Raw genomic sequence first — 23,322 nt, forward strand, 5'->3', positions numbered from 1 at the left:
AACCTCAAGTTAAGTTGAGGTAAAGAGCGATTTTGAATGTGGCTACAAAAATGAGATGGCGATCAAATACGGAATTAGTTGAAGCTCGCGCATAAAAGCCTCAGAATGTCGCACTTTTCGCGGCGAAACTAATTTCGACGCGTTGTTATCTAACTCGACAATTGAGAATCATACATATGGGTTTTACCTCGTTAGGTCTATCTGCTCCAATCCTTAAAGCTATTCAGGAAAAAGGCTACGATACCCCTTCTCCAATTCAGGCTCAGGCAATTCCGGCAATATTGGAAGGGAAAGACGTCATGGCAGCAGCACAGACTGGTACAGGTAAAACAGCAGGCTTTACGCTGCCAATCCTGGAGCGTTTGTCCAATGGACCTCGCGTTCGTAGTAACCATATTCGCGCTTTAATCCTGACCCCTACCCGTGAGCTTGCGGCTCAGGTACAGGAAAACGTCTTCATGTACAGCCGTCACTTGCCGCTTACGAGCGCCGTGGTATTTGGTGGTGTAAAAATCAATCCGCAAATGCTGCGCCTGCGTAAAGGTGCGGATGTACTGGTCGCGACTCCAGGTCGTCTAATGGACCTTTACAGCCAGAACGCAATTAAGTTCGACCAACTGGAAGTACTGGTGCTGGACGAAGCGGACCGTATGTTAGATATGGGCTTCATTCGCGATATTCGTAAGATTCTCGATTTACTACCTAAGCAGCGTCAGAACCTACTGTTCTCTGCGACGTTCTCAAATGAGATACGCGACCTTGCGAAAGGTTTGGTGAACAACCCTGTCGAGATCTCAGTTAACCCAGCAAACTCTACAGCACGAACCGTTGAACAAAGTATTTACCCATCAGACGTGAAGAAAAAAGCGCCGATGCTGGTGAAGCTGATTAATGATGGTGACTGGCGACAAGTACTGGTATTCATGCGTACAAAACATGGCGCAAACCGCTTGGCTAAGTTCCTGGTAGAGCAAAATCTACCAGCGGCAGCGATTCACGGTAATAAAAGCCAAGGTGCACGTACCAAAGCACTGGCTGATTTTAAATCGGGTGAAATTCGTGTGCTGGTTGCGACTGACATCGCCGCTCGCGGTATTGATATTCCTCAGTTGCCACAAGTTGTGAACTTTGAATTGCCAAAAGTGGCAGAAGATTACGTTCACCGCATTGGTCGTACTGGTCGTGCGGGCGAAGTGGGCAAAGCGATCTCTCTGGTTTGTGCGATTGAAGCGCCAGAATTATTTGCGATCGAGCGTTTGATCCAAGAAGTTTTACCACGTAAAGAGCTTGATGGTTTCGCACCAACGAATGTCGTGCCAGAGTCAAAACTGGATACGCGTCCGATTAAGCCGAAAAAACCAAAGAAACCTAAAAAGCCAAAAGCACCTCAAGCGGAAGGCAGCAACGCGCAACCTGCCGATAAAAAAGCCTCTAACGTTGCTGGTAAACCTAAGCGCCGTTTCAATGGTAACGGCAAGGGTAATAACAGCGGCAACAAAAATGGCGCTAACCAAGCCGGAGCGGGTAAACCAAAAGGTAACCGTGAAGGCCAAGGGCGTTCAAACACCCAATCAAATGGCAACAAGCCAAATGGAAATAAAAGTGGTAATGGCGGGAAGCCAGCAGGTAGTCGCAAGCCACAAGGCGCTAAACCAGCCGGCAATAAACCATCGGGTCAGCGTCGCAAGGCTCGTCCACAACCAGCAAACTAACTCTGCCTCTGGCACATTAACCTGATTGAAAACCACAAAGCCGCTCATCACATGAGCGGCTTTGTTTTTATGCCAAGCGAGTCAATTATTTCAAAGGAGTAATACGAATATCCGCAATTTGGGCTTCATTCAGCTCACCTTCAATGCCACCCGCGTAGATGTAGGTTTCATTCGACTTGAGATAGCTCATATTGAAATGATCCTTCAGCGCAATCTGATAAGTCATACCTTGTTCAAGCGCGATTTCAACCTGAGTTGAGTAACGCATGCCCTGGTTTTCACCAATATGCCCCATCTGCAAGTAACCTTGGCCAACGACGGTGCCTGACTCATTGGTCACTTCTAGTAGCTTAACGGCGTTAGTGATCCCCGTATTAAGCTGGCCCAAATTATTGTTGTACCAAGCATCAAACTGGTAAGTACCACTTGATGGTACTGAGAACGACTCCAGCCCATTCACTGCGCCACTATCTTTGTTTACAGTGACAACGGAGACATCCTCTTTCAGAGGCTGATAATCCCCTTCCAGTTTGATACGAATCTCCTCACCAATACAAACAGGCTGACTTGGATTCGAACGGAACCCCTGATCATTGATGCTTTCCGCTATGTAGCAAGCAAAACCTTCTGGCACATCTGTGTATGTCTGTGCAGCCACGTTAGACTGAATTAAATCGCCATTGCGGTACAAGTTCACGTTGTATTTGCTCTCTACAGCAATGTTGACTGAATTGTCTGCAGATGTCGCGACCAAGGTAGGTTCTTGCGGCGAGTAAACACGGCTATCTTCGCTGGCGTATGGTGCAACGCCCGAGACCAGTTTTACTTCACTCTCAACATTGACCAATCCACCTAATGTCACGCGGTAGCTTCCATCTTCATCCAGAGTGACATTTTCTACCGGATAGTAGCCGGCTTCATCTTCGCTGACTTCAGGCAACTCAATCGTCACCGAGTAAGTTTTCCCTTTGAATGCAAAGTTTTCCAGCGTGATTTCATCAGACTGAGCGAGTAAGTGATTGCGCACCCAACTGGTAATAAACGGTTTTATCTCAAGCTGACCCGTTTCGGTATGGATGCCAAAAATAGTTTCCACCACCATATTCAGGTAACCACCCACAGACCACAGCTGACGCTGAGAGTTAATGACTGGACCATCAAGACTTGGGTCTTCACCATGATCACTGTGAATAATGAAAGATTTGCCCGATAACCACTCTAGGTTTTCCATGTTCGACAAGTTGGTTGCTGTTCCACGGACCAGAGAATGAATCGCATTGTTCGCCGCTGCAACATTTTGAGTTTGATGAGCCGCGCGCAAGCTATAGGCTGTCACAAATGGCCAGATTGCTCGGTTATGATAAACGGGAACATCTGGTTGTTGCGGGAAATAAACAGGTACACCAAACTCACTGTGTGGGTAATTCGACATGATTTGCTTAGCTTGTGTGTCTGTCGCGATGCCACTGATGATCGCAAGCGCCTCACCCAGCATGTCGTATTTATCGATAGCGATGTCTTTGCCGTTGTCAAACAGGTAACTCACATACATGCCGCGCTCTGCATTCCAGAATTGAGCATTAATGTCAGACTTCAATTGCTCTGCCCATTCACTGTATTTCACCGCATTAGTCGAGTCGTATTGCTCGGCCAATTGCGCGGCAAGTTTTAACGCGCGGTAGTGGACCACGTTAGTCGACAGCGCTTTGCTACTGCCGATGGCATTCACGTCATCAGGCGTCCATTTGGAATAAGTTTGTTCACGCCAGTCAAGGAAGGACTGTTCACCGGTATAAAGTCCTGATTTAGCATCAAAAGCAGCAAGTCGATCGGCCTCTAACGTGTTGCTGATCGCTTTATAAGCGCGTTCAGCAAACTGGCTGTATTCTTCTCCATCCAGCGCCGAAAGTAATCGTTCAGCACCGAGAGCCCAAGTGGTTCTGTCGGTACTGATGGGCCAACTTCCGCCTGTACCAGTATCCTGTACAATTTGCTCACCATCGTACTGTTGTTCTGTCGTTTCGCGGAAAGCAGACAGTTTAAAGTTCAGACCATTTTGAACGCGAGTTGGGTTCATAAGAGCAAGAGAAAGATCCGCAGCATAGGCGAGATCTCGCGTCCAGACATAGTGCCATTTCGCGCCCGTCTCAAAAACTTCGGCTTCAATTGGGTTGTTGTAGTTGTAATTGCCGTCTTGGATTTGTGAGACCGCAAGTTGATCCAGCTCTTTCATCGTCAATGCAAACAGCGCATCGAACGCCACATCACCCGACAAAACTCTTGGGCCCGCTTGCTCATTAACAACCACGCCCTGATCCAGAGCATCTCTTAGCTCGGTGGTGGTTGAAATACCAAACTCACGCATCTCTGCAGCAGGGTCTTTCACAGAGAAAGTAACGGTGTCGCTAGAGTCATCATAGTTGGCGAACAGTTTCACCTCTTTACTCTGATGCCCCTCGTGAACCATTGCGGGATCTAAGATCGCATCAGAGTAGTATTTTTCTGCTTCTTCTTGGGTTGCTTTTGTCACTGTCATGGTCGCGCGACTTTCATCAGCAAAGCTTACAGAAAACTTGTAGTAGCCTTTATCTGCAAACGTGATCTCCGAGTTACAATCATCGTTCATACACGCTTCATTGCTATCGGGTTTTGGCAAGTAATCCTGAGCTTCATCAAACGCCGCAGGCTCCTCAAAATAGGTGTATTGGATCTGCCACCCCGGATCAGCAATCTTAAACTGATTACTACCTCGAGCGACGCGCAGTACGGTTTCGTACTCATTGTTACCCAGATAGTTTAGCTTGGCATGGTCAGCCGTGCCCCAATCCCCGTTTAATCCTCGCAAATATAAATCTGCTGAAATAATAGGTTTGTCGACAGGTTCAATCACCTCTGACGAATCAGAGCCACATCCAGCCAGACCAATACAAGACGCGACAGCAAGCGCAATAAAGCTCGGTTTCATGTTCATTCCTTAGATTGTTATTTTGGGCGTTAGTCTAAAGAACGCATTCTTAGGAGAAAAATAGGTATAAAACGCTTAGCTATAGATGGCATCTATACCTCTACCCTCCAACGGTGATTTAGATCTATGAATCTCAGATTTTTCCTACAAATTTGAATGCCAAGTTTGTGATTCGTCCATGAAAGTGTGCAAAATACCCCGCGCTTAAAAAGGGGTAAGTAGAAATGGATAAATCTCTGCAGCAATTTTTACTGGTTGCTCGCTGTCAAAGCATCAGTGCCGCAGCAAAATTGGCGGGGCTTAGTCAACCGACCGTGACCAGTAATTTGAAGAAACTTGAAGAGAATCTTGGCGTAACACTGTTCGAACGTCGTCCCAATGGCATGGTTTTAACTGAATATGGCCGAATCCTTTATCGACACAGCAATGCGATGCAACACGAATACAACCAAATGATGCAGAGCATTGAAGAAAGAAGGCAATATCAAGTCGGCAAGATAAAGATGGGAACGGGCGATGCGTGGTGGCCGTTGTTTGTAAAACAAGCGCTTAATGATCACCTTTCTAAATTGCCATCCGCATCTACACATGTTGAGTTTGGTAATCACCTCGGGCTAATGGATTCTTTGATCAACGAACAAATCGAGTTTTTTATCGGTCATGAAATCGTCGGGTTGTCTTCTAAGTGTGATGTCACTTTTATTCCTTTATTTCAAACCGTGGATGCGTATTTCGTTTCTCCCGATCATCCTCTGTTAGGAAAAGTCGTCACAGACGAAATGCTGCATGAGTACCCTGCTCTCTCTGTCACTTATGATGCGAAAAAATTTAATCACGTTATCGATAATCCCATTCCAAAGCAGAATGAGCGCGAAAGACAACAATTGGACGACAGGCCAACCTACGAAGTGGATTCGTTACTTGCCAGTATTGATATGTTGAAAGAGAGTGTCGCGGTCATGTCATATACCCGTCATTTGCAACCCTATCTCGAATCCTTTGGATTGCAATGTCTAAGAATGGAAAACGAACCAAAACCGGGAACGGTAGGAATTTATCGTCATCGGCGCGAAACATCCGAGCCACACCTTGATTTAATCTCAGGTATTACTCAGCGAGCTAAATTACTTAGATAAAAAAGCCCCAACACAAGTGTATGTTGGGGCGTGAGTAAGGTAAAAACCCTTATGCAATCAACTTAAATTAAACGACTTGTAACTCGCCATTTCGCCAAGGTTCAATGACAACTTTGATGTGGTCGTTTGGTGTCATAAGTTGCTTAAATGCACCTTCAACGCCATCCATACCCACTTTCGCCGTCAGCATTTTCTGCCATGGCACTTTGCCTTCCGCAATGGCTTGAAGACATTGCTCAAACTCATGTGGCTGATAATAGTAAGAGAATCGTAGATCAAGCTCTTTTACTGTAGCGTAAGCATAGTTGACGCTCGTAGGTGTGGTATGAATACCAGTCACTACAATGCGAGCGCCTGCTGGAGCACGGCGGATAAAGTCATCAATCAAGGTGTGTTTGCCCACACACTCAAAGATAACCAGACGCGAACCTGCTGCAACTTCGGCACCGACGACAACTTCGTCTTCTTTGGTCGGATTTACCGTACGCGTTGCACCAAACTCTTTCGCAAGTTCCAGCTTCTCATCTTGAATATCGACCGCCAGAATATTGGTAACACCACGCAGTTTAAGCGCCGTGATAGCCGCAAGACCAATAGGACCACAACCCACAACCAATGCCACTTCATCGTTCTGAATGTCACTGCGGTTCACCGCATGCAAACCAACCGCCAGAGGTTCTGTTAGCGCGGCAGCTTCTGAAGGTACATTCTCAGGAACAGGCAGAAGCAGTGCTTCATCAAGCAAGAAATATTCAGAGTAAGCACCATGAATACCCGGAGTCACACCAACACCAGCGCCATTTTGGCTCATGAGGATCGGCACAGAAGTCACGCGGCTACCAACTGGCAAAGCTTGCTGTGTATCATCACCGTATTCGACGATTTCCGCACAAAACTCGTGCCCTAGCATGACTTGTGTATGGTCATCCATGCTTTCTGACATCACACCAAGCTCGCGGTAAACATCAAATACTTCGTCCGTATGACGTGCGATGTGTAAATCTGAACCACAAATACCACACGCTAAGCTACGAACAAGTACTTGGCCCGGTGCTGGTTTAGGCACATCCACCTGCTGCAGGTGAACGCCGCCATCCTGCATTACGATACTGTTCATTGTTGTCATGGAATTACTCTCCAAGCTCGTCGCTTAAAGCTGCAATTGCACCTGGCTTGATGTAACGCGGTGTGATGCCCTGAGCTTTAGCCGTTGCGATAACCACTTGCTCGATCCAACCCGCGTCCATGATGTTCATGAAGTTGCCGTCTTGGTCAAAGTTAATGTTCGCACCTTGGATGACCATAAAGCCATCTGCACCGCCTGACTCTTCTGGACAGTGGAATGTATGGATAGAACCGCCTGGCTCGTACAGGTAGCTGCCAGCCGTTTGTTTTTGATCTGGGTATTCGGTGTAGTGCCACATACCGCTTAGCGTGTAGAAATGCACCACGCCTGTGTGGAAGTGCTTAGGTAGTGTAATTCCTGGCTTAAACTTCGCTCGAATTACCCAAGTGCCGTTTTCTGGGTCAAGAAACAGCGGGTAAACATCGACACCCGGTAGTGCATCTTTGATGATTGACTCTTCATTTGTGTTTAGAGTTAACAGAAAATCCTGATGCTGAATAACTTCTGGTAATGACATAACTTGCTTCCTCGCTTTTGTTGTAATTAGACTTCCACGTCTTAGCCCAGTAGTGGGTATTTAAAATTCTCGAAACCGTCTGATGCACTGACTGTGCAACCGTTAATGCAGTTCGCTTTTTCGCTGACCAAAAATGCAACCACGTTTGCGATTTCTTCTGTCTGAGTAAAGGTATCGCGCATCTGCTCTTTGCGGATGTGGTCCCAAAGGCCAATCGCTTCATATTGGCGCAACATTGGTGTATCCACGCGACCCGGTGCGATGGCGCAAACACGAACACCCAACGGTGCCAGCTCCAAAGCTGCGCATTTTGTCATCATGTCGACCGCGGCTTTGCTCACGTTGTAAGTGAACGTCATTTCCGCCGCCATTTGCGCATAAACAGAAGAGGTATTAAGGATGACTCCAGGTGTGCCTTGTGCCTGGAACTGACGTCCTGCCGCCAAAATGCCGTAGTAAACCCCGTTTTGGTTGACCTTAGAAACGGGTTCAAAATCAGCGACCGGATCATGCTCTAGCAGCGGTTTGGCTAAACCAATGCCAGCGTTATTAATCATGATATCCAGCTTGCCAAACTCCGCGACAGCGTAGTTGACCATGGCTTCCACTTGCTGAAAATCCGTCACATCCGCCGAAAAGGTTTTTAATGATTTCGGGTCAGCGTCTTTATAAACGTCAAGCGACTGATCTGAAATATCGACAGCCAGCACGTTCGCTCCCTGCTCACGTAGCTTGCCTACGATGGCCTGACCAATTCCACCAGCGGCACCAGTGACGATCGCAGTTTTGTTCATCAATTCCATTTAGCTTCCCTTCTACGATATGTTATGAAAATGTAACTTAGATCAACTCATTGACACTCACTTGACCTTTTGCGAATAAAATTTGATATATTGCGATTTACAAACCATTAACATTTCAAAATCGAGATATGTATATCGTTAGAAGCGGTGCAGCAGACAAATTTGATAGTTTAGTTTCTGAACACGGACAGAATCCGATAGAAATAATGAAACAGGCAGGGCTTTCTGCTGCCCAGTTCCGCGATCCCGATACTTACATCGCCAATTCGAGGCTGGCCGAACTGCTGGAAGTCGCAGCGCTACGTTGTCAGGAACCGATGTTTGGTGTCTTATTGGCTCAACGGCAAAGCTTTAATGCCTTAGGTGACTTACCTATGCTGGTCGCTCGCGCTGAAACGGTCAGAGAGGCATTATTACGTGCTAATGATTACCTCTATTTGCAATCTTCCGGTGTTAAATTCTCGATGACACCACAAGATGATTGGATGAAACTTGCTTTAACTATCGATACCTACAGTGAACAGGTGACAACGCAACTGATGCAAATGAGTGTCATGCAGATGGCTAGGTTTATGGCGAACTTACTCAATATTGATATGAATAGTTTCACCCTGTACCTGACTCAATTTGGCAGCTTGGAAAACCGAAACGACAACTCAGCCCCGCTTCCCAAGATTCGATTTGGTGAGAAATTTAACGGCATTATGCTCAAGGCGAGCCTGCTTGATACTCGAAACCATCAAGATGAAGACGCGTTAGATCGACACTTTCAGGAGCATCTTAAATACCTGCAAAATCGCTATCCGGATAATCTAAGCGATCAAGCCAGAGATATGATTGGGCGATTATTGCCGACAGGAGAGTGTAGCGTTGAACAGGTTGCCAGAGCATTAGACATGCACCCGAGAATGCTACAAATCCGATTAAAAGAGCGGGGGAAAAATTATAGCCGGCTCTTGAGACAAGTGAGGCAGAGTCTGGCCGAACGTCGCCTTAATGAAAATATTCAAAGTATTACCGATATCGCCCTACAACTTGGCTATGCCGAAACGGCGGTATTCAGTCGTCACTTTCGTCAATGGACGGGTAAGTCACCGAGTCAGTGGCGAAAAGATCATAAATTAGAAAAAGTAAAAGAGCGCTAATAGCAGCACTCTTTTACTTTCAGTTGGTTGATTTACTTGAACGACTTAAGTAAACGTTAAAGCTCTGTACCATTTGAAGCGATGACTTTCTTGTACCAGTCGAAAGAGGCTTTCTTTTTACGATCTAAGGTACCTTCACCCTTGTTGTCTTTATCGACATAAATAAAGCCGTAACGTTTTTCCATCTCACCAGTGGATGCGCTCACCAAGTCGATACAACCCCAAGGTGTGTAACCCCACAATTCAACACCGTCTTTTACTGCCTCACCCATTTGCTCAATATGCGCTTTCAGGTAATCAATACGGTAGCTATCGTTGATTGAGCCATCTTCTTCGACTTTATCGAATGCACCCAAACCGTTTTCAACCACCATCAAAGGAACCTCATAACGAGCGTAGATTTCATTCAGTGTGTAACGCAGACCAATTGGGTCAATTTGCCATCCCCAGTCTGATGCTTGCAAATATGGGTTCTTAACACCGCCCATCAGGTTACCAGAAGTCGTTTCCTTACTTGAATCCGCGGAAACACAGTTCGACATATAGTAGCTTAGTGTGTAGTAGTCGACGGTTCCTTCAGAAAGAATCTCTGCATCGCCCGCTTCCATTTTCACTTCGATGTTATTTTCTTCAAAGTAGCGTTTTGCGTAGTACGGATATTGACCGCGCACCTGAATATCACCGCAGAAGTAGTTGTGCATTTTCATGTGTTCTTGAGCAAGTACAATATCTTCAGGGTTACACGTGAACGGGTAAGTGGTCAGGAAGCAGATCATACAACCAACCTTATTCTCAGGATTGATCTCATGAGCCAGTTTTACCGCTTTTGCACTGGCGACAAACTGGTGATGCAGAGCCTGAAAACGTAGCTGCGGGTAGTCAACCTGACTAATAAAGTCTTCGGTACCTTCGTTAAGGATGCCCAAGCCTAAGTAGTTTCCGATAGGCATCGTACCGATGTTGATTTCGTTGAAAGTTAACCAGTATTTCACTTTGCCATTGAAGCGCTTAAACAGTGTTTCCGCGTAACGCGTATAGCAATCGACAACTTCTCTTCCGGCCCAGCCGTTATATTCTTGAGTTAGGCCAAATGGCAGTTCGTAATGTGAAATCGTAACTAATGGCTCAATATCGTATTTTTTAAGCTCGTCAATAACGTCTTCATAGAACTTCAAACCCGCTTCATTTGGCTCCAGCTCCATACCGGTAGGGAAAATTCGGGTCCAGTTAATTGAAAAACGGAAAGTTTTAAAGCCCATTTCAGCGAACAAGGCAATGTCTTCTCTGAAGCGATGATAAAAGTCGATGGCTTCATGTGAAGGATAGTGAACACCTTCTTCAATAGTACGAGTGATTCGGCGAGCAACGGTATGAGTCCCACCACTAAACATATCACTTGTACTTGGTCCTTTACCGTCTACGTTCCATGCCCCTTCAAATTGGTTTGCTGCGGTTGCACCACCCCACATAAAATCTTCTGGAAAAACGTTATTGCTCATTTATTTCACCATTATTCAATAAGTTAATATATTTAATGCTCAACTCAAACCTAAGTTCACTTCAGTTCCGAGATGTATTTCTATACAATACAACACAAAATGAAACCGGTTACAATGATACATAAAAATATTTTTTAAGGCTGATTGATGACGAAAATGAACCCAACTCCAACGTTTGGCATCATCATTTTCGGTTGTTTTTTACCCTAAATGCCGCGCTTGAATGTGTTCTTAACGCCAGAAAAAGAGATCCGTATAGCGTTTTTAAATCGTCTGGCGATTGTTTCTGTGATCCAATTCTTTATTGCTTTTTATCCCTATTGATGTAAAAAGCGCTTTAGAACTATTCTGAAACCGGTTCCAAAAGCTTAGCTGTAAGTGAATATAATAAAGGGAAAGGTGAATATTATGGCTGCGGTAAGAGATTATGCTCAGCTTGCGAAAGACATTCTTGAGCAAGTTGGCGGACAAGAAAATATCACGAGATTTTCACGCTGTGCGACCCGTCTGCGCTTGGTGTTAAAGGAAACGCCTGATGGTGCTGCTGACAAAATTAAAGAAATGCCAGGCGTTATTACGGTTGTCATGAGTGGCGGGCAGTTTCAGGTTGTTATCGGTACTCACGTACAAGATGTTTATGCCGCAATGTCATCGTTAGTTGATACGTCATTGATGTCCGAAAGTACTGAAAAAGTGCGACTCATGGACGCTATTATTGCGTCGATGTCATCCATCTTCGCTCCTTTTGTTTATATTCTTGCTGCTGCTGGTATCTTGCAGGGCGCTTTGATTTTCGTCCACTATCTGGCTCCAAGCGTTGCCGGAACTGGCGCATTTGAAGTTCTGAACTTCATGTCCTGGACACCGTTTGTCTTTCTTCCTGTTTTTATCGCCATCACCGCATCCAAACATTTTAACTGTAACCCTCTTATTGCGATTCTTTGCTCATGTGCACTCATCAATCCATCTTGGGCAGACATGGCGTCGCGAATCGCTGATGGTGAATTAATAACCTTTTTAGGTTTACCGCTGGCGAAAACCGTTTATACCGCATCGGTGCTACCACCTATTTTCATGGTTTGGGCATTGAGCTATGTAGAAAGATACATTAAACGCGTCCTACCTGATGTCGTTCGTGAACTGTTCACGCCCCTACTTTGCATGTTAATCATGGTTCCTGCGACACTGGTATTAATAGGCCCTGCAACCAGCTTCGTGGCAAGCCTGATTGCAACTGGCTACAACACACTGTACGACGTTGCACCCGTCGTCGCAGCAGCTGTTATTGGTGGTATTTGGCAAGTATTGGTTATCTTTGGCGTACATTGGGGCACCACTCCGATCGTCTTGGCAAACTATGAAAACTTTGGCTACGACTCAATTCAGGCCTTCTGTGGTATCGCCGTTGTGGCACAAATGGCTGCCGCTTTCGCTGTCGCATTAAAGTCTCGTAATACTCGCATGAAAACGACCGCCTATTCAGCAGGCATCACAGGCTTCTTCGGCATTACCGAACCTGCAATTTACGGTGTGACATTAAGACTGAAAAAACCATTTATCTGCGGCTGTATCGGCGGCGCAATTGGTGCAGCGGTCGCGAGCCTGTTCAACACGTACTACTATGCTTATGCAGGGCTGACAGGCATTCTGACCGTAGTTAACGCGATTAACCCAGATAACCCAAGTTCATTTACTGGTGCACTGCTGGGCACAGGCATCACCATCGTTGTTACCATCGCTCTGGTTTATTTTGTCGGCTTTGAAGATCCAGTAGAAGCAGAAGACAAGCAAAAAAATGATTTAAACGTAACGCCAGAATTATCGCCTGTAATGAAAAAGACAGCGACGTTAGTTAGCCCATTAAAAGGCGAGATTATTCCTCTTGAAAGCGTTAACGATGAAAGCTTTTCACAAAAGTTATTGGGTGATGGTGTCGCTATCCGACCAGCAGAAGGAATTGTGAGAGCCCCATGTGACGCTGTGATTTCATCGGTTATTGGGACTAAGCATGCCGTCGGAATGACATCCACCAATGGTGCTGAAGTACTGATTCACGTCGGACTCGATACCGTAGAACTAAAAGGTCAATTCTTTGAATGTTTGGTCGAACTTGACCAACAAGTTAAAGCGGGTGACCCACTGATCAAATTTGATCTGCAAAGCATTGCTAACGCGGGTTATGACACAACCACACCGTTTATCGTAATGAACAGTGATGAGTACGAATTTGAACTGATCGAGCAAGATCAAGAAGACAAACAAATTGAAATTGGACAGCCTGTTATTCAAATGGCTTAAGGGTAAGTAAAGATGAGTAGTATTTTTCCGGAAAACTTTTTATGGGGCGGCGCAGTCGCAGCTCACCAGGTTGAAGGTGGATGGGACCGAGATGGTAAAGGTCCGAGTATCGTAGATGTGTTGTCCGGTGGTGATGTAAGCACTCAACGTAAAATTACCGATGGTGTGTTAGAAGGTTACCACTACCCAAACCATGAAGCGACCGCGTTCTACGATCACTACAAAGGTGATGTTGCACTGCTGGCCGAGATGGGCTTTAAATGTTTCCGTACGTCGATCTACTGGCCACGTATTTTCCCTAAAGGTGACGAGTTAGTACCAAACGAAGCGGGCTTGCAGTACTACGATGACCTGTTCGATGAGCTATTAAAACACGGTATTGAACCAGTCATTACCCTATCCCACTTTGAAATGCCGCTGCATTTATCGAAGGAGTACGGGGGCTTTAAAGATCGCCGCGTGGTCGACTTCTTTGTTCGCTACGCAGAAACGGTTATGCGTCGTTACAAGAACAAAGTGAAATACTGGATGACGTTCAACGAAATCAATAACCAACGCGATTTGCATTTACCTCTGTGGGGCTACTCAAACTCAGGCGTGGATTACACGGTTGAGGAAAAGCCTGAAGAGTGCATGTACCAGGTGGTTCACCATGAAATGGTAGCCAGTGCAAAAGTGGTCAAGTTGGGTCATGAGATCAACCCGGACTTCCAAATTGGCTGTATGGTTGCATGGGTACCTATTTATCCATATTCGTGTAATCCGGATGACGTCATGCTAGCTCAAGAAGCGATGCGTAACCGCTTCTTCTTCAGCGATGTCCATATGCGCGGCGAATATCCGGCATACACACTGAAAGATTGGGAACGCAAAGGCTACAACATCAAGATGGAACCCGGCGATCTGGAGATCTTAAAAGAAGGCGTTTGCGACTATATTGGCTTTAGTTACTACATGTCTGTCGCGGTAAAAGCTGATGCGGAACAAACTACAGAAGGATCAATGAGCGGCTTTACCGGCAGCGTTAGGAACCCATACGTTCAAGCCTCTGAATGGGGTTGGCAGATTGACCCTGTCGGTTTGCGCTACTCGCTCTGCGAACTGTATGAGCGCTACAACAAGCCATTATTCATTGTAGAAAATGGTTTTGGTGCGATTGACAAAGTGGAAGAAAACGGCGAAATCAACGATGACTACCGAATCGATTACCTGAAAGCGCATATTGAAGAAATGCAGAAAGCGGTTAACTACGACGGTGTTGATTTAATGGGCTATACCCCTTGGGGTTGCATCGACTGCGTGTCTTACGGTACGGGTGAATACCGTAAACGTTATGGCTTTATTTATGTCGATCGTCACGACGATGGCACAGGAACCATGGGCCGTAGCCGTAAGAAGAGCTTCTACTGGTACAAAGACGTCATCAACAGCAACGGTGAAAAACTGTAAAGCACCAGCGAGAAACTATAGATAGAACAATGCACCCTAAGCCCCGGCGAAGGGTGCATTTTTTTGTCCTGAAGTTCGCTCATAAACCACGACCGCAGATCACAGATTTAAGTCAAAGCAGATATTTTAGGAACAACAAAGGGCTTCTCCAGATCCTAGGGGAAGCCCTTTTATTTAACCTAAATTGCAGCGAATGCCGTCAGCCAATCCCTAATCCGTATAAGATTAAGCAATTGATTTACCAAGAAGTTTCACCACCTCTTTGGACGTAGAAAAGTCTTCAAGAGAGGTCAGCTTGATATCTGCAATGCCAAAGCGTGGATTCATTTCCTGCCCCGGTTCAGGTACACAAATGGCGGTCATACCTGCGGCTTTCGCTGCAATCAAACCGTTAACTGAGTCTTCAATAGCCAAGCAGTTATGAGGCTCTGTGTTCAACTTCACTGCCGCGTCCATGTACACCTGAGGGTGAGGTTTTCCATACGGCAGATGCTCTGCGGAGACATAGATTGAGAAATACTTACCGATTTCAAATGTTTCCAGCACCGCTTCGATTAGGCGTAAAGGTGAAGATGAAGCCAAGCCAATTTTCAAACCCGTTTTGGCCAGTATATCCAAAGATTCTTTCACGCCCGGGAGAAGTTGACCGTGCGTCTTAATTTGTCCGATCACTTCCGTCAAAATAGCATCTGCAAGATCAGGGGCACATTTCGGATCTAAATTACAGTAGCGTATCCAATAATTGGCGATTTCATCGATGCGAAGACCGGTACTCTGATAAGCAAGTTGCTCGGTGATTTGCCCCCCAAAACGTGCAACCGCGTTGACTTTCGCCTTGCGCCAGAACGGCTCAGAATCAACCAGCACGCCGTCCATATCAAAAATAATTGTTTCTATCAAAATGGTTTCCTGTTCCTTAATTATGAAAAGTGTTATCAAAATGACTTTAAGATGCAGGATTCGAACTAGGTTGTTTTGACAGGGAAATCCTGTAGGAGTCATTACCGTCAGATCACTGAATAGCAAAGCATAAATGTACTTATACTTATCAAGAGACTTCTGTTGCTCATAACTAGCATACACCAACAATTGAAACCGGTTACAGTTAGAGTAATATAATTCTCAGAAAACTGTGAGGACAAGCAAAACCAGACAATTTTTTGCTCTTATGCCTCGTGATGAATCTGTGTGTATTGGACTTACGTCTAAAATAAGACAACGGTTTACCTTCGCTCAGACAAATAGTGTAAACTGTCAAACCAAAGTATTTGGGAATAAAAAAATGGCGACAATCAAAGACGTATGTAAAGCTGCAGGTGTTTCAAAGGCAACCGTATCCAGAGTTATAAATGGAAGCGAATATGTGAAAGATCAGACTCGTGAGTCTGTGTTAGCGGCTATGAAATCTTTAGGCTATCAACCTAATGCTTTTGCGCGTGCTTTGGCAACAAACAGCTACAATACGTTCGGTTTAGTTCTCCCTCATTTTGATAGTCACTATTTTGGTTCCATGCTGACAGAAGCTGCGATGGACATGCAAAAAGCTGACAAGAAATTGTTTGTGATGAACAGCAGCGACAATGTAGAGGGCGAAGAGGAAGCAGTGCGCTCCCTTAACGCTCATAACTGCGATGCTATTCTGATTTACAGCCGTCATTTGTCTGAGCAGCAACTTTCTACTCTGCAGCAGGAAATGAAAACCCAACTTATCGTCATCAATCGCGCTCTAGACGATGAAAAGCTATTCAGCTTTTATTTCGATCAAGAGCAAGTGGCACGTGTCGCAACTCAATACCTTTTAGATCTTGGCCATAAACAGATTGCTTGTATCACTACTCCAATGTCTAGTAGCACAGGACAAAAGCGTCTTTCGGCTTATAAAGAAACCTTGATCAAACATGACATTGAAGTAAATGACGGACTGGTTTATGAAGGCCAGAGCAATCCTGAAAGTGGATACGATGCAACAATCAAACTGATTGATAGCGGCATACCTTTTAGCGCTATTTTTTCGTGTACTGACTCCATGGCCATCGGTGCAATTCGTGCACTGCATGACAAAGGACTAAAAGTTCCTGAAGATGTTTCAGTCATTGGTATCGATGGTGACCCAACAGCGAGTTTTATGGTACCGCGAATTTCAACCGTGGAACTGCCTATTTTAGAACTCACGCGCGATGCTATCACTACCGCACTGACGCTGAATAAAGAACAGCAGACCGTTCAAAAACACTTCCAATATCAGGGCTCGCTGCAAGTAAGAGAATCTACTCAAAAATTGAATTGATCGCTCTCTGACACCTAAAAATTGACTAACCCGCGCGTTGCTTTCCTTTATCGGCGCGGGCTAGATAAGGCAAAAATACTTCCTACTCGTCCCTAATCCTATCTCCAACTCGCTCAATATCTCCCGTTTACTCAGAGGTGATTAGTTCACAGTCTTCCCTCAAAAATTTACGAAAATACAGAATCTTATTAGTTCCAATTCTGATAACACTCCTTTGTCTCAAAACCTTTGACAGTGTTTTTTACATTAAAAAATGCAGCACTGAGTACAAATCTCAACCACAATTGTCTTTATTGATAAGTATCAAGAATAACGAGGAATTTATAAATGCACCGATATTTTTAACCATCGATTCCAAGCCATGGTTAAAGATTGCGACAGATCCAAGCGATCTGAATAGGAGAACAGAGACCTCATTTCCGAGGGCCAAGAGCATCGGATTTTCAACAAGGAGAGTGTATGAGAGGCATTACTATGCATTTTACGTTGGAGGAATTCCAAGAACGTTTATCCAAAGTTCGACAATCGATGCTCGAACGAGAATTGGATGTACTCATTATCCATGACCCATCCAATATGTCTTGGCTAACTGGCTATGATGGTTGGTCTTTCTATGTACCACAATGTGTGATTGTAGGGCCTGAAGGTGAACCAATATGGTTCGGGCGTTGCCAAGACGCGAATGGCGCTTACAGAACCGCGTATATGTCGGCAGAAAACATTGCCTCCTACCCCGACCATTACGTCATGAATCCACCTCTGCACCCGATGGATTATCTGGTTGAAGCTGTATTGACGCCACGTTGCTGGGATCGCGGTCGTATCGGCGTAGAAAAAGACAACTATTACTTTAGTGCAACCGCCTATGAGTCATTGATTGATCACTTGCCGAACGCACAGTTGCTCGATGCAACGGGTCTGGTTAACTGGTGCCGTGCCGTAAAGTCGGACCAAGAGTTGTCCTACATGTACCGCGCTGCGCGTATTGTCGAGAACATGCATCGTGTCGCGTTTGATATGATCGAACCAGGCTTGCCTAAACATCATCTGGTTGCAGAGATTAACCGTCAGGCGGTCCTTGGTCATGAGGATCATTTTGGTGATTACACCGCGATTGTTCCGCTATTGCCCTCGGGTGCTGATGCTTCCGCGCCTCACTTAACCTGGGACGACAGGCCGTTCAAAAAAGGGGAAGGGACCTTCTTTGAAATCGCTGGTGCACATCGGCGTTACCACTGCCCTCTATCCCGCACTATTTTCTTAGGCGAACCTGATGACAAGTTTAAACGTGCCGACGAAGCGCTCACAAGAGGTCTTGAAGCAGGTTTAGAAGTCGCTAAACCCGGCAACACGTGTGCTGATATCGCCAACGCTTTGAATAAAGTCCTCGATAAAGCAGGCTTTTCCCGTGAAGGCGCTCGTTGCGGTTATCCCATTGGCCTGAGTTATCCACCCGATTGGGGCGAACGGACCATGAGTCTTCGCGACACCGACAAAACCGTTTTGAAAGAGGGCATGACGTTCCATTTTATGCCCGGCCTATGGTTTAAAGACTGGGGCCTAGAGACCACAGAAAGCATTGTTATTACCCGCCTTGGCGCAAAAACATTATGTGATTTTCCCCGCCACTTGTTTGTTAAACACTGATTAGAAAGGGTTGAAACGAAGAACTTAGCAAAGAAAAAGGAGTTTGCATGCAAAACAGCTCGATCACAGCCACCGTAGACTTTGACCGAGAAGGTACCCAACATGGTTTTCTGACCCTGCCTTACTCCCATGACGATTCCGCATGGGGAAGCATAATGATCCCGATAACCGTGATAAAAAATGGCCCGGGTCCAACATCACTTTTAACCGGGGGAAATCATGGCGACGAATATGAAGGGATCACCAGCCTGTTAAAGCTGGCGAGTTCATTACAGCCTGAGCAGATACAAGGGCGCGTGATTATTGTCCCAATGATGAATTTGCCCGCGGTCCAGAATGCTTCCCGCACTTCCCCTATCGATAAAGGTAACTTAAACCGCAGCTTTCCCGGCAACCCGTCGGGAACAGTCACAGAGAAAATCGCCGACTACTTCACCCGCTATCTGGTGCCATTGTGCGATTTCGCTCTGGATATTCACTCAGGGGGAAAAACGTTAGACATCGTCCCTTTTGCCGCCGCACATCGCTTAGATAATCCAGAACAGGAAGAAGCCTGCATATTGGGAGCGAAAATGTTTGGTGCACCTTACACCATGATTATGCTCGAAATGGATGCCACCAGTCTGTATGACACCGCGGTTGAATCTCAGGATAAAGTCTTTGTAACCACGGAACTGCGCGGAGGCGGTACCAGCACACCACAAACTATTCAATATGCCGATCGCGGTATCCGTAATTTCCTGCGTTTTGCTGGCAACCTTTCTGGCGATTATGAAAAGCCCAATCAACCAATCCAGTTACTCGACATGCCAGATGCAGACTGTTATGTCCAAAGCCAGCACAGAGGCATAGCGGAATACCGGTTTGAACTTGGTGATGCCATCAAACAAGGTGATGTCATTGTAAGAATCTATTCAACAGAACGAACTGGCGAAGTGCCAGTAGAATATCGCGCCGAGAGAGATGGCATTTTCGCTGCACGCCGTTTTCCTGCTATGGTGAATATTGGTGACACTCTCGCCGTCATCGCGAAGGATTGCGGAGTATTAACTTAAACGGCTAGCTAAACAGCATCAGCATTTCGTCCCAACCAAGAGGAGACCAACCATGCGCCTCGATCGCTACGACGTCAAAATTCTACAGATTCTGCATGACAATGGCCGCATCACCAAATCTCATCTTGCAGAAGAAATTAACCTGTCCGTCAGCCCGTGCTGGGAACGTGTGAAAAAACTTGAAGAAGCCGGCATCATCGAAGGTTATGGTGCCAGAGTGAATACCGATGTGCTGTTTAAACGAACGTCCGTCATGGTGGAAGTCTCACTCAAAGAGCACAACGCACAGGCGTTCAGACGTTTTGAGCAATTGGTAAAGCATACTCCTGAAGTGACCGATTGCTACGCCACAGGCGGCGGCGTTGATTATATCCTCAAGGTTCAATCCGAAGATATCGACCAATACCAGAGGCTGATCGACAACTGGCTGGATTCAGAAGTCGGCATTGAACGCTACTTCACCTACATCGTCACTAAAACCATCAAACGCGATTCTGGTAACTTAGAGATCAAGCAAAACGTTCTGTTCTGAAAGGAAAAGTGAAATCTGATCTCAGCAGAAAAAAACGCTACTTTCTGTCTTTATAAAGAAAAACCTCGCGGTTCTGCCTTTCGCATCAGAAATAATTTAACCCCCTCCTCGATTACAGTTTAACTATGGATAACGATGTTCGAGAGGGACTTATGGCAGCACTTCATAACTTTCATGGCGACGAAGTTAAAGCGTCGCATGACATGATGGCAATCATGGAAGACGTACGCTTGGTGAGAGGACTCGCCTACATTAATGGCAAGTGGACAAGTGGCGATAGTTTCCATCCCGTTCATAATCCTGCCGACGGCAGCATCATCGGATATACCACCCGACTGTCCCAGCAGCAACTCTACCAAACGATTGATGATGCTGAGCGTGCCTTTCGTCAGTGGCGAAAAATGCAGGCAGAACAACGTGCTGAAGTCTTGATGCGTTGGCACGATCTGATACTGCAATCCAAACAAGATCTCGCCCGTTTAATGGTGATGGAGCAAGGCAAAACCATAGGCGATGCACTTGGTGAAATTGACTACGGCGCGTCTTTTATTCGCTGGTTTGCAGAAGAAGCACGCCGCAGCTACGGTGAAACCATTCCCAGCCATATACCTAATGCCCAGCTTTCGACAATTCGCGAGCCTATTGGGGTTGCAGCATTAATCACGCCATGGAATTTCCCTAATGCGATGGTGACGAGAAAAGCTGCGGCCGCATTAGCGATTGGTTGCCCTGTGATAATCAAGCCTGCGAGCGAAACACCATTTTCATCGTTAGCCTTGGCAGAGCTCGCCGATCGAGCTGGGTTTCCGGCGGGTGTTTTTAATGTGGTCACCGGTGACGCTGCCATGATCTCTAAGACGCTGTGTCACTCCGATAAAGTAAAAGCCCTGTCGTTCACAGGCTCAACCCGAGTAGGAAAATTGCTCCTGCGTGACGCGGCACAAACGGTAAAGAAATGCAGTATGGAATTAGGTGGGAACGCACCTTTTATCGTCCTGCCCGATATGGAAGTCGAAGCCGCAGCCAAAGCAGCCGTAGAGGCTAAATTCCAAACCGCCGGACAAGACTGTTTGGCCGCAAACCGAATTTTCGTTCCGCAGGATAAATACGAGCCGTTCTTAGAAGCCTTTGCTAAACACATGAGCATGATTGTGTTGGGTAACGGCTTAGACGACAAGACCAATATGGGACCTCTGATCAATCGTGCCGCGGTGGACAAAGCTCACGATTTAGTTCGTGACGCACTTGAAAAAGGCGCGAGATTGGTTGCGGGTTATCACGACTCAGTACCGGGTGAAAACTTCTTTGCGCCAACCCTGCTTGCCGATGTGATGCCCGAAATGGCCGTCTACCGCGAAGAAAACTTTTGTCCCGTCGCTGGCGTGCTGCCCTATCAAGATTTAGACACCGTGATAGACATGAGTAACGACACCGAATATGGCCTCGCCGCCTACGTTTATGGACATGACATCCACCAGATCTGGCGATGTATGCGTGGTTTGGAATTTGGCATGGTGAGCGTCAACTCAGTCAAGATGACTGGCCACCCTATCCCATTTGGCGGCGTAAAACAGTCAGGATTGGGACGCGAGGGAAGTCATCATGGCTTTGAAGAATTCAGCGAAATTAAATATTGCTGCTTAGGCAACCTGCCTAGCGTGAGTGGCTGTTGAGACAAGAAAGTTGGAGATAAACAGGAGAAGGACTATGAACAATAAAACACAACAACTACTGGAGATCGATCGTCAACGTGTTTTTCATGCCTCAACCCACCTCAAGCAATACTCGGCTGGTGAGCTTCCGGGCAGAATCATATCAAGCGGACAAGGCATTCGAATCACCGACTCAGAAGGCACTGAGCTTATCGACGGATTTGCTGGCTTGTATTGCGTAAACATTGGTTATGGCAGAAAAGAGATGGCGGAAGCGATATACGAGCAAGCGAAAGAGTTGGCTTATTACCATACCTATGTTGGGCACACCAATGAAGCCTTGGTTAAACTCTCAGACCGCATTATCAAAATGGCACCGGACGGAATGAGCAAAGTTTACTACGGTATGTCCGGTAGTGATGCGAATGAAACCCAGCTCAAATTAGTCTGGTACTACAATAATGTCCGTGGCCTCCCTGACAAGAAAAAGATCATCTCACGAGATCGCGCTTACCATGGTTCAAGTATCGCTTCAGGTTCGATGACTGGTTTACCACTGTTCCACGCCCACTTTGATCTACCGCTGGAACGCATCAATCACACCATGGCCCCCTACTATTACCGCCGTGAAGATGATTCACTATCAGAGCTAGAATTTTCGCAATACTGTGCGGATCAGCTTGAGTCAATGATCCTCGCCGAAGGGCCTGACACCGTCGCAGCAATGATTGCCGAACCAGTGCTTGGAACTGGTGGTATCGTCCCTCCGCCACAAGGCTATTGGCAAGCAATCCGTAAAGTTCTCGATAAATACGATGTTCTGTTGATCGCCGATGAAGTAGTGTGTGGCTTTGGTCGTTTGGGCTCTGATTTTGGCTCACTCCACTATGACATGAAGCCAGACCTTATTACAGTTGCAAAAGGCTTAACATCGGCATACCAGCCTCTTTCAGGCGTGATTGTCGGCGAACAAGTTTGGAATGTTCTGGAAAACGGTACCGACCTATGGGGCGCAATCGGCCATGGATATACCTATTCAGGGCATCCAATGGGGGCAGCGGCGGCGAACTGCAACTTAGATATCATTGAGCGAGAAGGCTTAGTTCAAAACGCAGCAGATGTGGGCGCTTATTTGCAACAACGTATGACGGAAACCTTCCAAGATCATCCTCTCGTCGGCGATTCTCGAGGTATCGGTTTACTGCATGCACTGGAGTTCTCGCCAGACAAACTGCGTCGCGCGCACTTTGATCCCAATTTAAAAGTGGGTCCGCAAGTCTCGGCCGCCTGCCTGGAAGTCGGCCTGATCGCAAGGGCTATGCCTCATGGTGATATTCTGGGCTTTGCCCCAGCGCTTATCACCAGTCGTAACGATGTCGACACTATCGTGGCTAAAGCGCACCGAGCGGTTAACAAAGTGATGGATAACCTCGTCACCTCTAAGACTTGGAACGCGAAGTAAACACCTTAAACGTGACACATACTGAGCATGACACGCC

The 23,322-nt window shown here is 46.3% G+C and carries 17 protein-coding genes; 11 read left to right on the forward strand and 6 right to left on the reverse strand.

Features of this window, described 5'->3' with window-relative positions:
* Window positions 1-176: 176 nt before the first annotated feature.
* Complete coding sequence (locus tag VER99_RS17115) at window positions 177-1,712, forward strand: DEAD/DEAH box helicase (RefSeq protein WP_020334107.1); 1,536 nt, start codon at window positions 177-179, stop codon at window positions 1,710-1,712.
* A gap of 85 nt (window positions 1,713-1,797) precedes the next feature.
* On the opposite strand, the gene VER99_RS17120 is transcribed toward VER99_RS17115, so the two are convergent.
* The gene (locus tag VER99_RS17120; protein WP_020334106.1) at window positions 1,798-4,677 is read right to left on the reverse strand and encodes an amylo-alpha-1,6-glucosidase; all 2,880 of its coding nucleotides are present in this window, start codon (window positions 4,675-4,677) and stop codon (window positions 1,798-1,800) included.
* 224 nt (window positions 4,678-4,901) lie between these two features.
* Here VER99_RS17120 and VER99_RS17125 point away from each other — a divergent pair, with 224 nt between their 5' ends.
* Window positions 4,902-5,813 carry a LysR family transcriptional regulator gene (locus tag VER99_RS17125; protein WP_020334105.1) on the forward strand — a complete coding sequence of 304 codons (912 nt, stop codon included), beginning with the start codon at window positions 4,902-4,904 and terminating at the stop codon, window positions 5,811-5,813.
* A 67-nt stretch (window positions 5,814-5,880) separates the two neighbouring features.
* Here VER99_RS17125 and VER99_RS17130 read toward each other — a convergent pair whose 3' ends face one another.
* From VER99_RS17130 to VER99_RS17140, 3 genes are read right to left on the reverse strand one after another with little or no spacing between them, the layout of a single operon-like run.
* Window positions 5,881-6,939: a zinc-binding dehydrogenase gene (locus VER99_RS17130; protein ID WP_020334104.1), complete on the reverse strand. Its 1,059-nt coding sequence runs from the start codon at window positions 6,937-6,939 to the stop codon at window positions 5,881-5,883.
* Between the two features lie 4 nt (window positions 6,940-6,943).
* A complete protein-coding gene (locus tag VER99_RS17135; protein ID WP_014233718.1) occupies window positions 6,944-7,456 on the reverse strand; it encodes a 2,4'-dihydroxyacetophenone dioxygenase family protein in 513 nt (170 codons plus the stop codon).
* A gap of 41 nt (window positions 7,457-7,497) precedes the next feature.
* A complete protein-coding gene (locus VER99_RS17140) occupies window positions 7,498-8,259 on the reverse strand; it encodes an SDR family NAD(P)-dependent oxidoreductase (protein ID WP_020334103.1) in 762 nt (253 codons plus the stop codon).
* Window positions 8,260-8,387: 128 nt separating this feature from the next.
* Between VER99_RS17140 and VER99_RS17145 the strand changes: the two genes are divergently transcribed.
* A complete protein-coding gene (locus VER99_RS17145) occupies window positions 8,388-9,404 on the forward strand; it encodes an AraC family transcriptional regulator (RefSeq protein WP_020334102.1) in 1,017 nt (338 codons plus the stop codon).
* Between the two features lie 56 nt (window positions 9,405-9,460).
* Here VER99_RS17145 and VER99_RS17150 read toward each other — a convergent pair whose 3' ends face one another.
* Window positions 9,461-10,903: a glycoside hydrolase family 1 protein gene (locus VER99_RS17150; RefSeq protein ID WP_020334101.1), complete on the reverse strand. Its 1,443-nt coding sequence runs from the start codon at window positions 10,901-10,903 to the stop codon at window positions 9,461-9,463.
* A 408-nt stretch (window positions 10,904-11,311) separates the two neighbouring features.
* Here VER99_RS17150 and VER99_RS17155 point away from each other — a divergent pair, with 408 nt between their 5' ends.
* Window positions 11,312-13,201, forward strand: coding sequence for a beta-glucoside-specific PTS transporter subunit IIABC (locus VER99_RS17155; protein ID WP_020334100.1), 1,890 nt, complete (start codon window positions 11,312-11,314; stop codon window positions 13,199-13,201).
* Window positions 13,202-13,213: 12 nt separating this feature from the next.
* Window positions 13,214-14,650, forward strand: a complete 1,437-nt coding sequence (locus VER99_RS17160; RefSeq protein ID WP_020334099.1) for a 6-phospho-beta-glucosidase — start codon at window positions 13,214-13,216, stop codon at window positions 14,648-14,650.
* Between the two features lie 225 nt (window positions 14,651-14,875).
* Here VER99_RS17160 and hxpB read toward each other — a convergent pair whose 3' ends face one another.
* On the reverse strand, window positions 14,876-15,550 hold the full coding sequence (gene hxpB / locus VER99_RS17165) for a hexitol phosphatase HxpB (RefSeq protein ID WP_024373006.1): 675 nt from the start codon (window positions 15,548-15,550) through the stop codon (window positions 14,876-14,878).
* A gap of 382 nt (window positions 15,551-15,932) precedes the next feature.
* On the opposite strand from hxpB, the gene VER99_RS17170 reads away from it, so the two are divergent.
* The 6 genes from VER99_RS17170 (at window position 15,933) to VER99_RS17195 (ending at window position 23,285) form a co-directional block, all read left to right on the forward strand.
* Entirely contained in the window at window positions 15,933-16,937 is a 1,005-nt protein-coding gene (locus VER99_RS17170; protein WP_020334095.1) for a LacI family DNA-binding transcriptional regulator, read from the forward strand.
* A gap of 459 nt (window positions 16,938-17,396) precedes the next feature.
* Entirely contained in the window at window positions 17,397-18,584 is a 1,188-nt protein-coding gene (gene doeA / locus VER99_RS17175; protein WP_014233710.1) for an ectoine hydrolase DoeA, read from the forward strand.
* 47 nt (window positions 18,585-18,631) lie between these two features.
* Complete coding sequence (doeB, locus tag VER99_RS17180; protein WP_020334094.1) at window positions 18,632-19,639, forward strand: N(2)-acetyl-L-2,4-diaminobutanoate deacetylase DoeB; 1,008 nt, start codon at window positions 18,632-18,634, stop codon at window positions 19,637-19,639.
* Window positions 19,640-19,691: 52 nt separating this feature from the next.
* Window positions 19,692-20,171: an Lrp/AsnC family transcriptional regulator gene (locus VER99_RS17185; RefSeq protein ID WP_014233708.1), complete on the forward strand. Its 480-nt coding sequence runs from the start codon at window positions 19,692-19,694 to the stop codon at window positions 20,169-20,171.
* Window positions 20,172-20,323: 152 nt separating this feature from the next.
* The gene (locus VER99_RS17190; RefSeq protein WP_020334092.1) at window positions 20,324-21,844 is read left to right on the forward strand and encodes an NAD-dependent succinate-semialdehyde dehydrogenase; all 1,521 of its coding nucleotides are present in this window, start codon (window positions 20,324-20,326) and stop codon (window positions 21,842-21,844) included.
* A 34-nt stretch (window positions 21,845-21,878) separates the two neighbouring features.
* Window positions 21,879-23,285 (forward strand): aspartate aminotransferase family protein, encoded by a 1,407-nt coding sequence (locus VER99_RS17195; protein ID WP_020334091.1) that lies wholly within the window; start codon window positions 21,879-21,881, stop codon window positions 23,283-23,285.
* The last annotated feature ends 37 nt before the right edge of the window (window positions 23,286-23,322 follow it).

The organism is Vibrio natriegens NBRC 15636 = ATCC 14048 = DSM 759 (assembly GCF_035621455.1).
Lineage (GTDB): Bacteria > Pseudomonadota > Gammaproteobacteria > Enterobacterales > Vibrionaceae > Vibrio > Vibrio natriegens.

Coding starts and splice junctions, on each gene's coding strand:
- VER99_RS17145 (WP_020334102.1), top strand. CDS start 8,388: ATGTATATCGTTAGAAGCGGTGCAGCAGACAAATTTGATAGTTTAGTT.
- VER99_RS17160 (WP_020334099.1), top strand. CDS start 13,214: ATGAGTAGTATTTTTCCGGAAAACTTTTTATGGGGCGGCGCAGTCGCA.
- VER99_RS17150 (WP_020334101.1), bottom strand. CDS start 10,903: ATGAGCAATAACGTTTTTCCAGAAGATTTTATGTGGGGTGGTGCAACC.
- VER99_RS17190 (WP_020334092.1), top strand. CDS start 20,324: ATGGCAGCACTTCATAACTTTCATGGCGACGAAGTTAAAGCGTCGCAT.
- VER99_RS17140 (WP_020334103.1), bottom strand. CDS start 8,259: ATGGAATTGATGAACAAAACTGCGATCGTCACTGGTGCCGCTGGTGGA.
- VER99_RS17130 (WP_020334104.1), bottom strand. CDS start 6,939: ATGACAACAATGAACAGTATCGTAATGCAGGATGGCGGCGTTCACCTG.
- VER99_RS17115 (WP_020334107.1), top strand. CDS start 177: ATGGGTTTTACCTCGTTAGGTCTATCTGCTCCAATCCTTAAAGCTATT.
- doeA (WP_014233710.1), top strand. CDS start 17,397: ATGAGAGGCATTACTATGCATTTTACGTTGGAGGAATTCCAAGAACGT.
- VER99_RS17135 (WP_014233718.1), bottom strand. CDS start 7,456: ATGTCATTACCAGAAGTTATTCAGCATCAGGATTTTCTGTTAACTCTA.
- VER99_RS17155 (WP_020334100.1), top strand. CDS start 11,312: ATGGCTGCGGTAAGAGATTATGCTCAGCTTGCGAAAGACATTCTTGAG.
- VER99_RS17120 (WP_020334106.1), bottom strand. CDS start 4,677: ATGAAACCGAGCTTTATTGCGCTTGCTGTCGCGTCTTGTATTGGTCTG.
- VER99_RS17195 (WP_020334091.1), top strand. CDS start 21,879: ATGAACAATAAAACACAACAACTACTGGAGATCGATCGTCAACGTGTT.
- VER99_RS17170 (WP_020334095.1), top strand. CDS start 15,933: ATGGCGACAATCAAAGACGTATGTAAAGCTGCAGGTGTTTCAAAGGCA.
- VER99_RS17185 (WP_014233708.1), top strand. CDS start 19,692: ATGCGCCTCGATCGCTACGACGTCAAAATTCTACAGATTCTGCATGAC.
- VER99_RS17125 (WP_020334105.1), top strand. CDS start 4,902: ATGGATAAATCTCTGCAGCAATTTTTACTGGTTGCTCGCTGTCAAAGC.
- doeB (WP_020334094.1), top strand. CDS start 18,632: ATGCAAAACAGCTCGATCACAGCCACCGTAGACTTTGACCGAGAAGGT.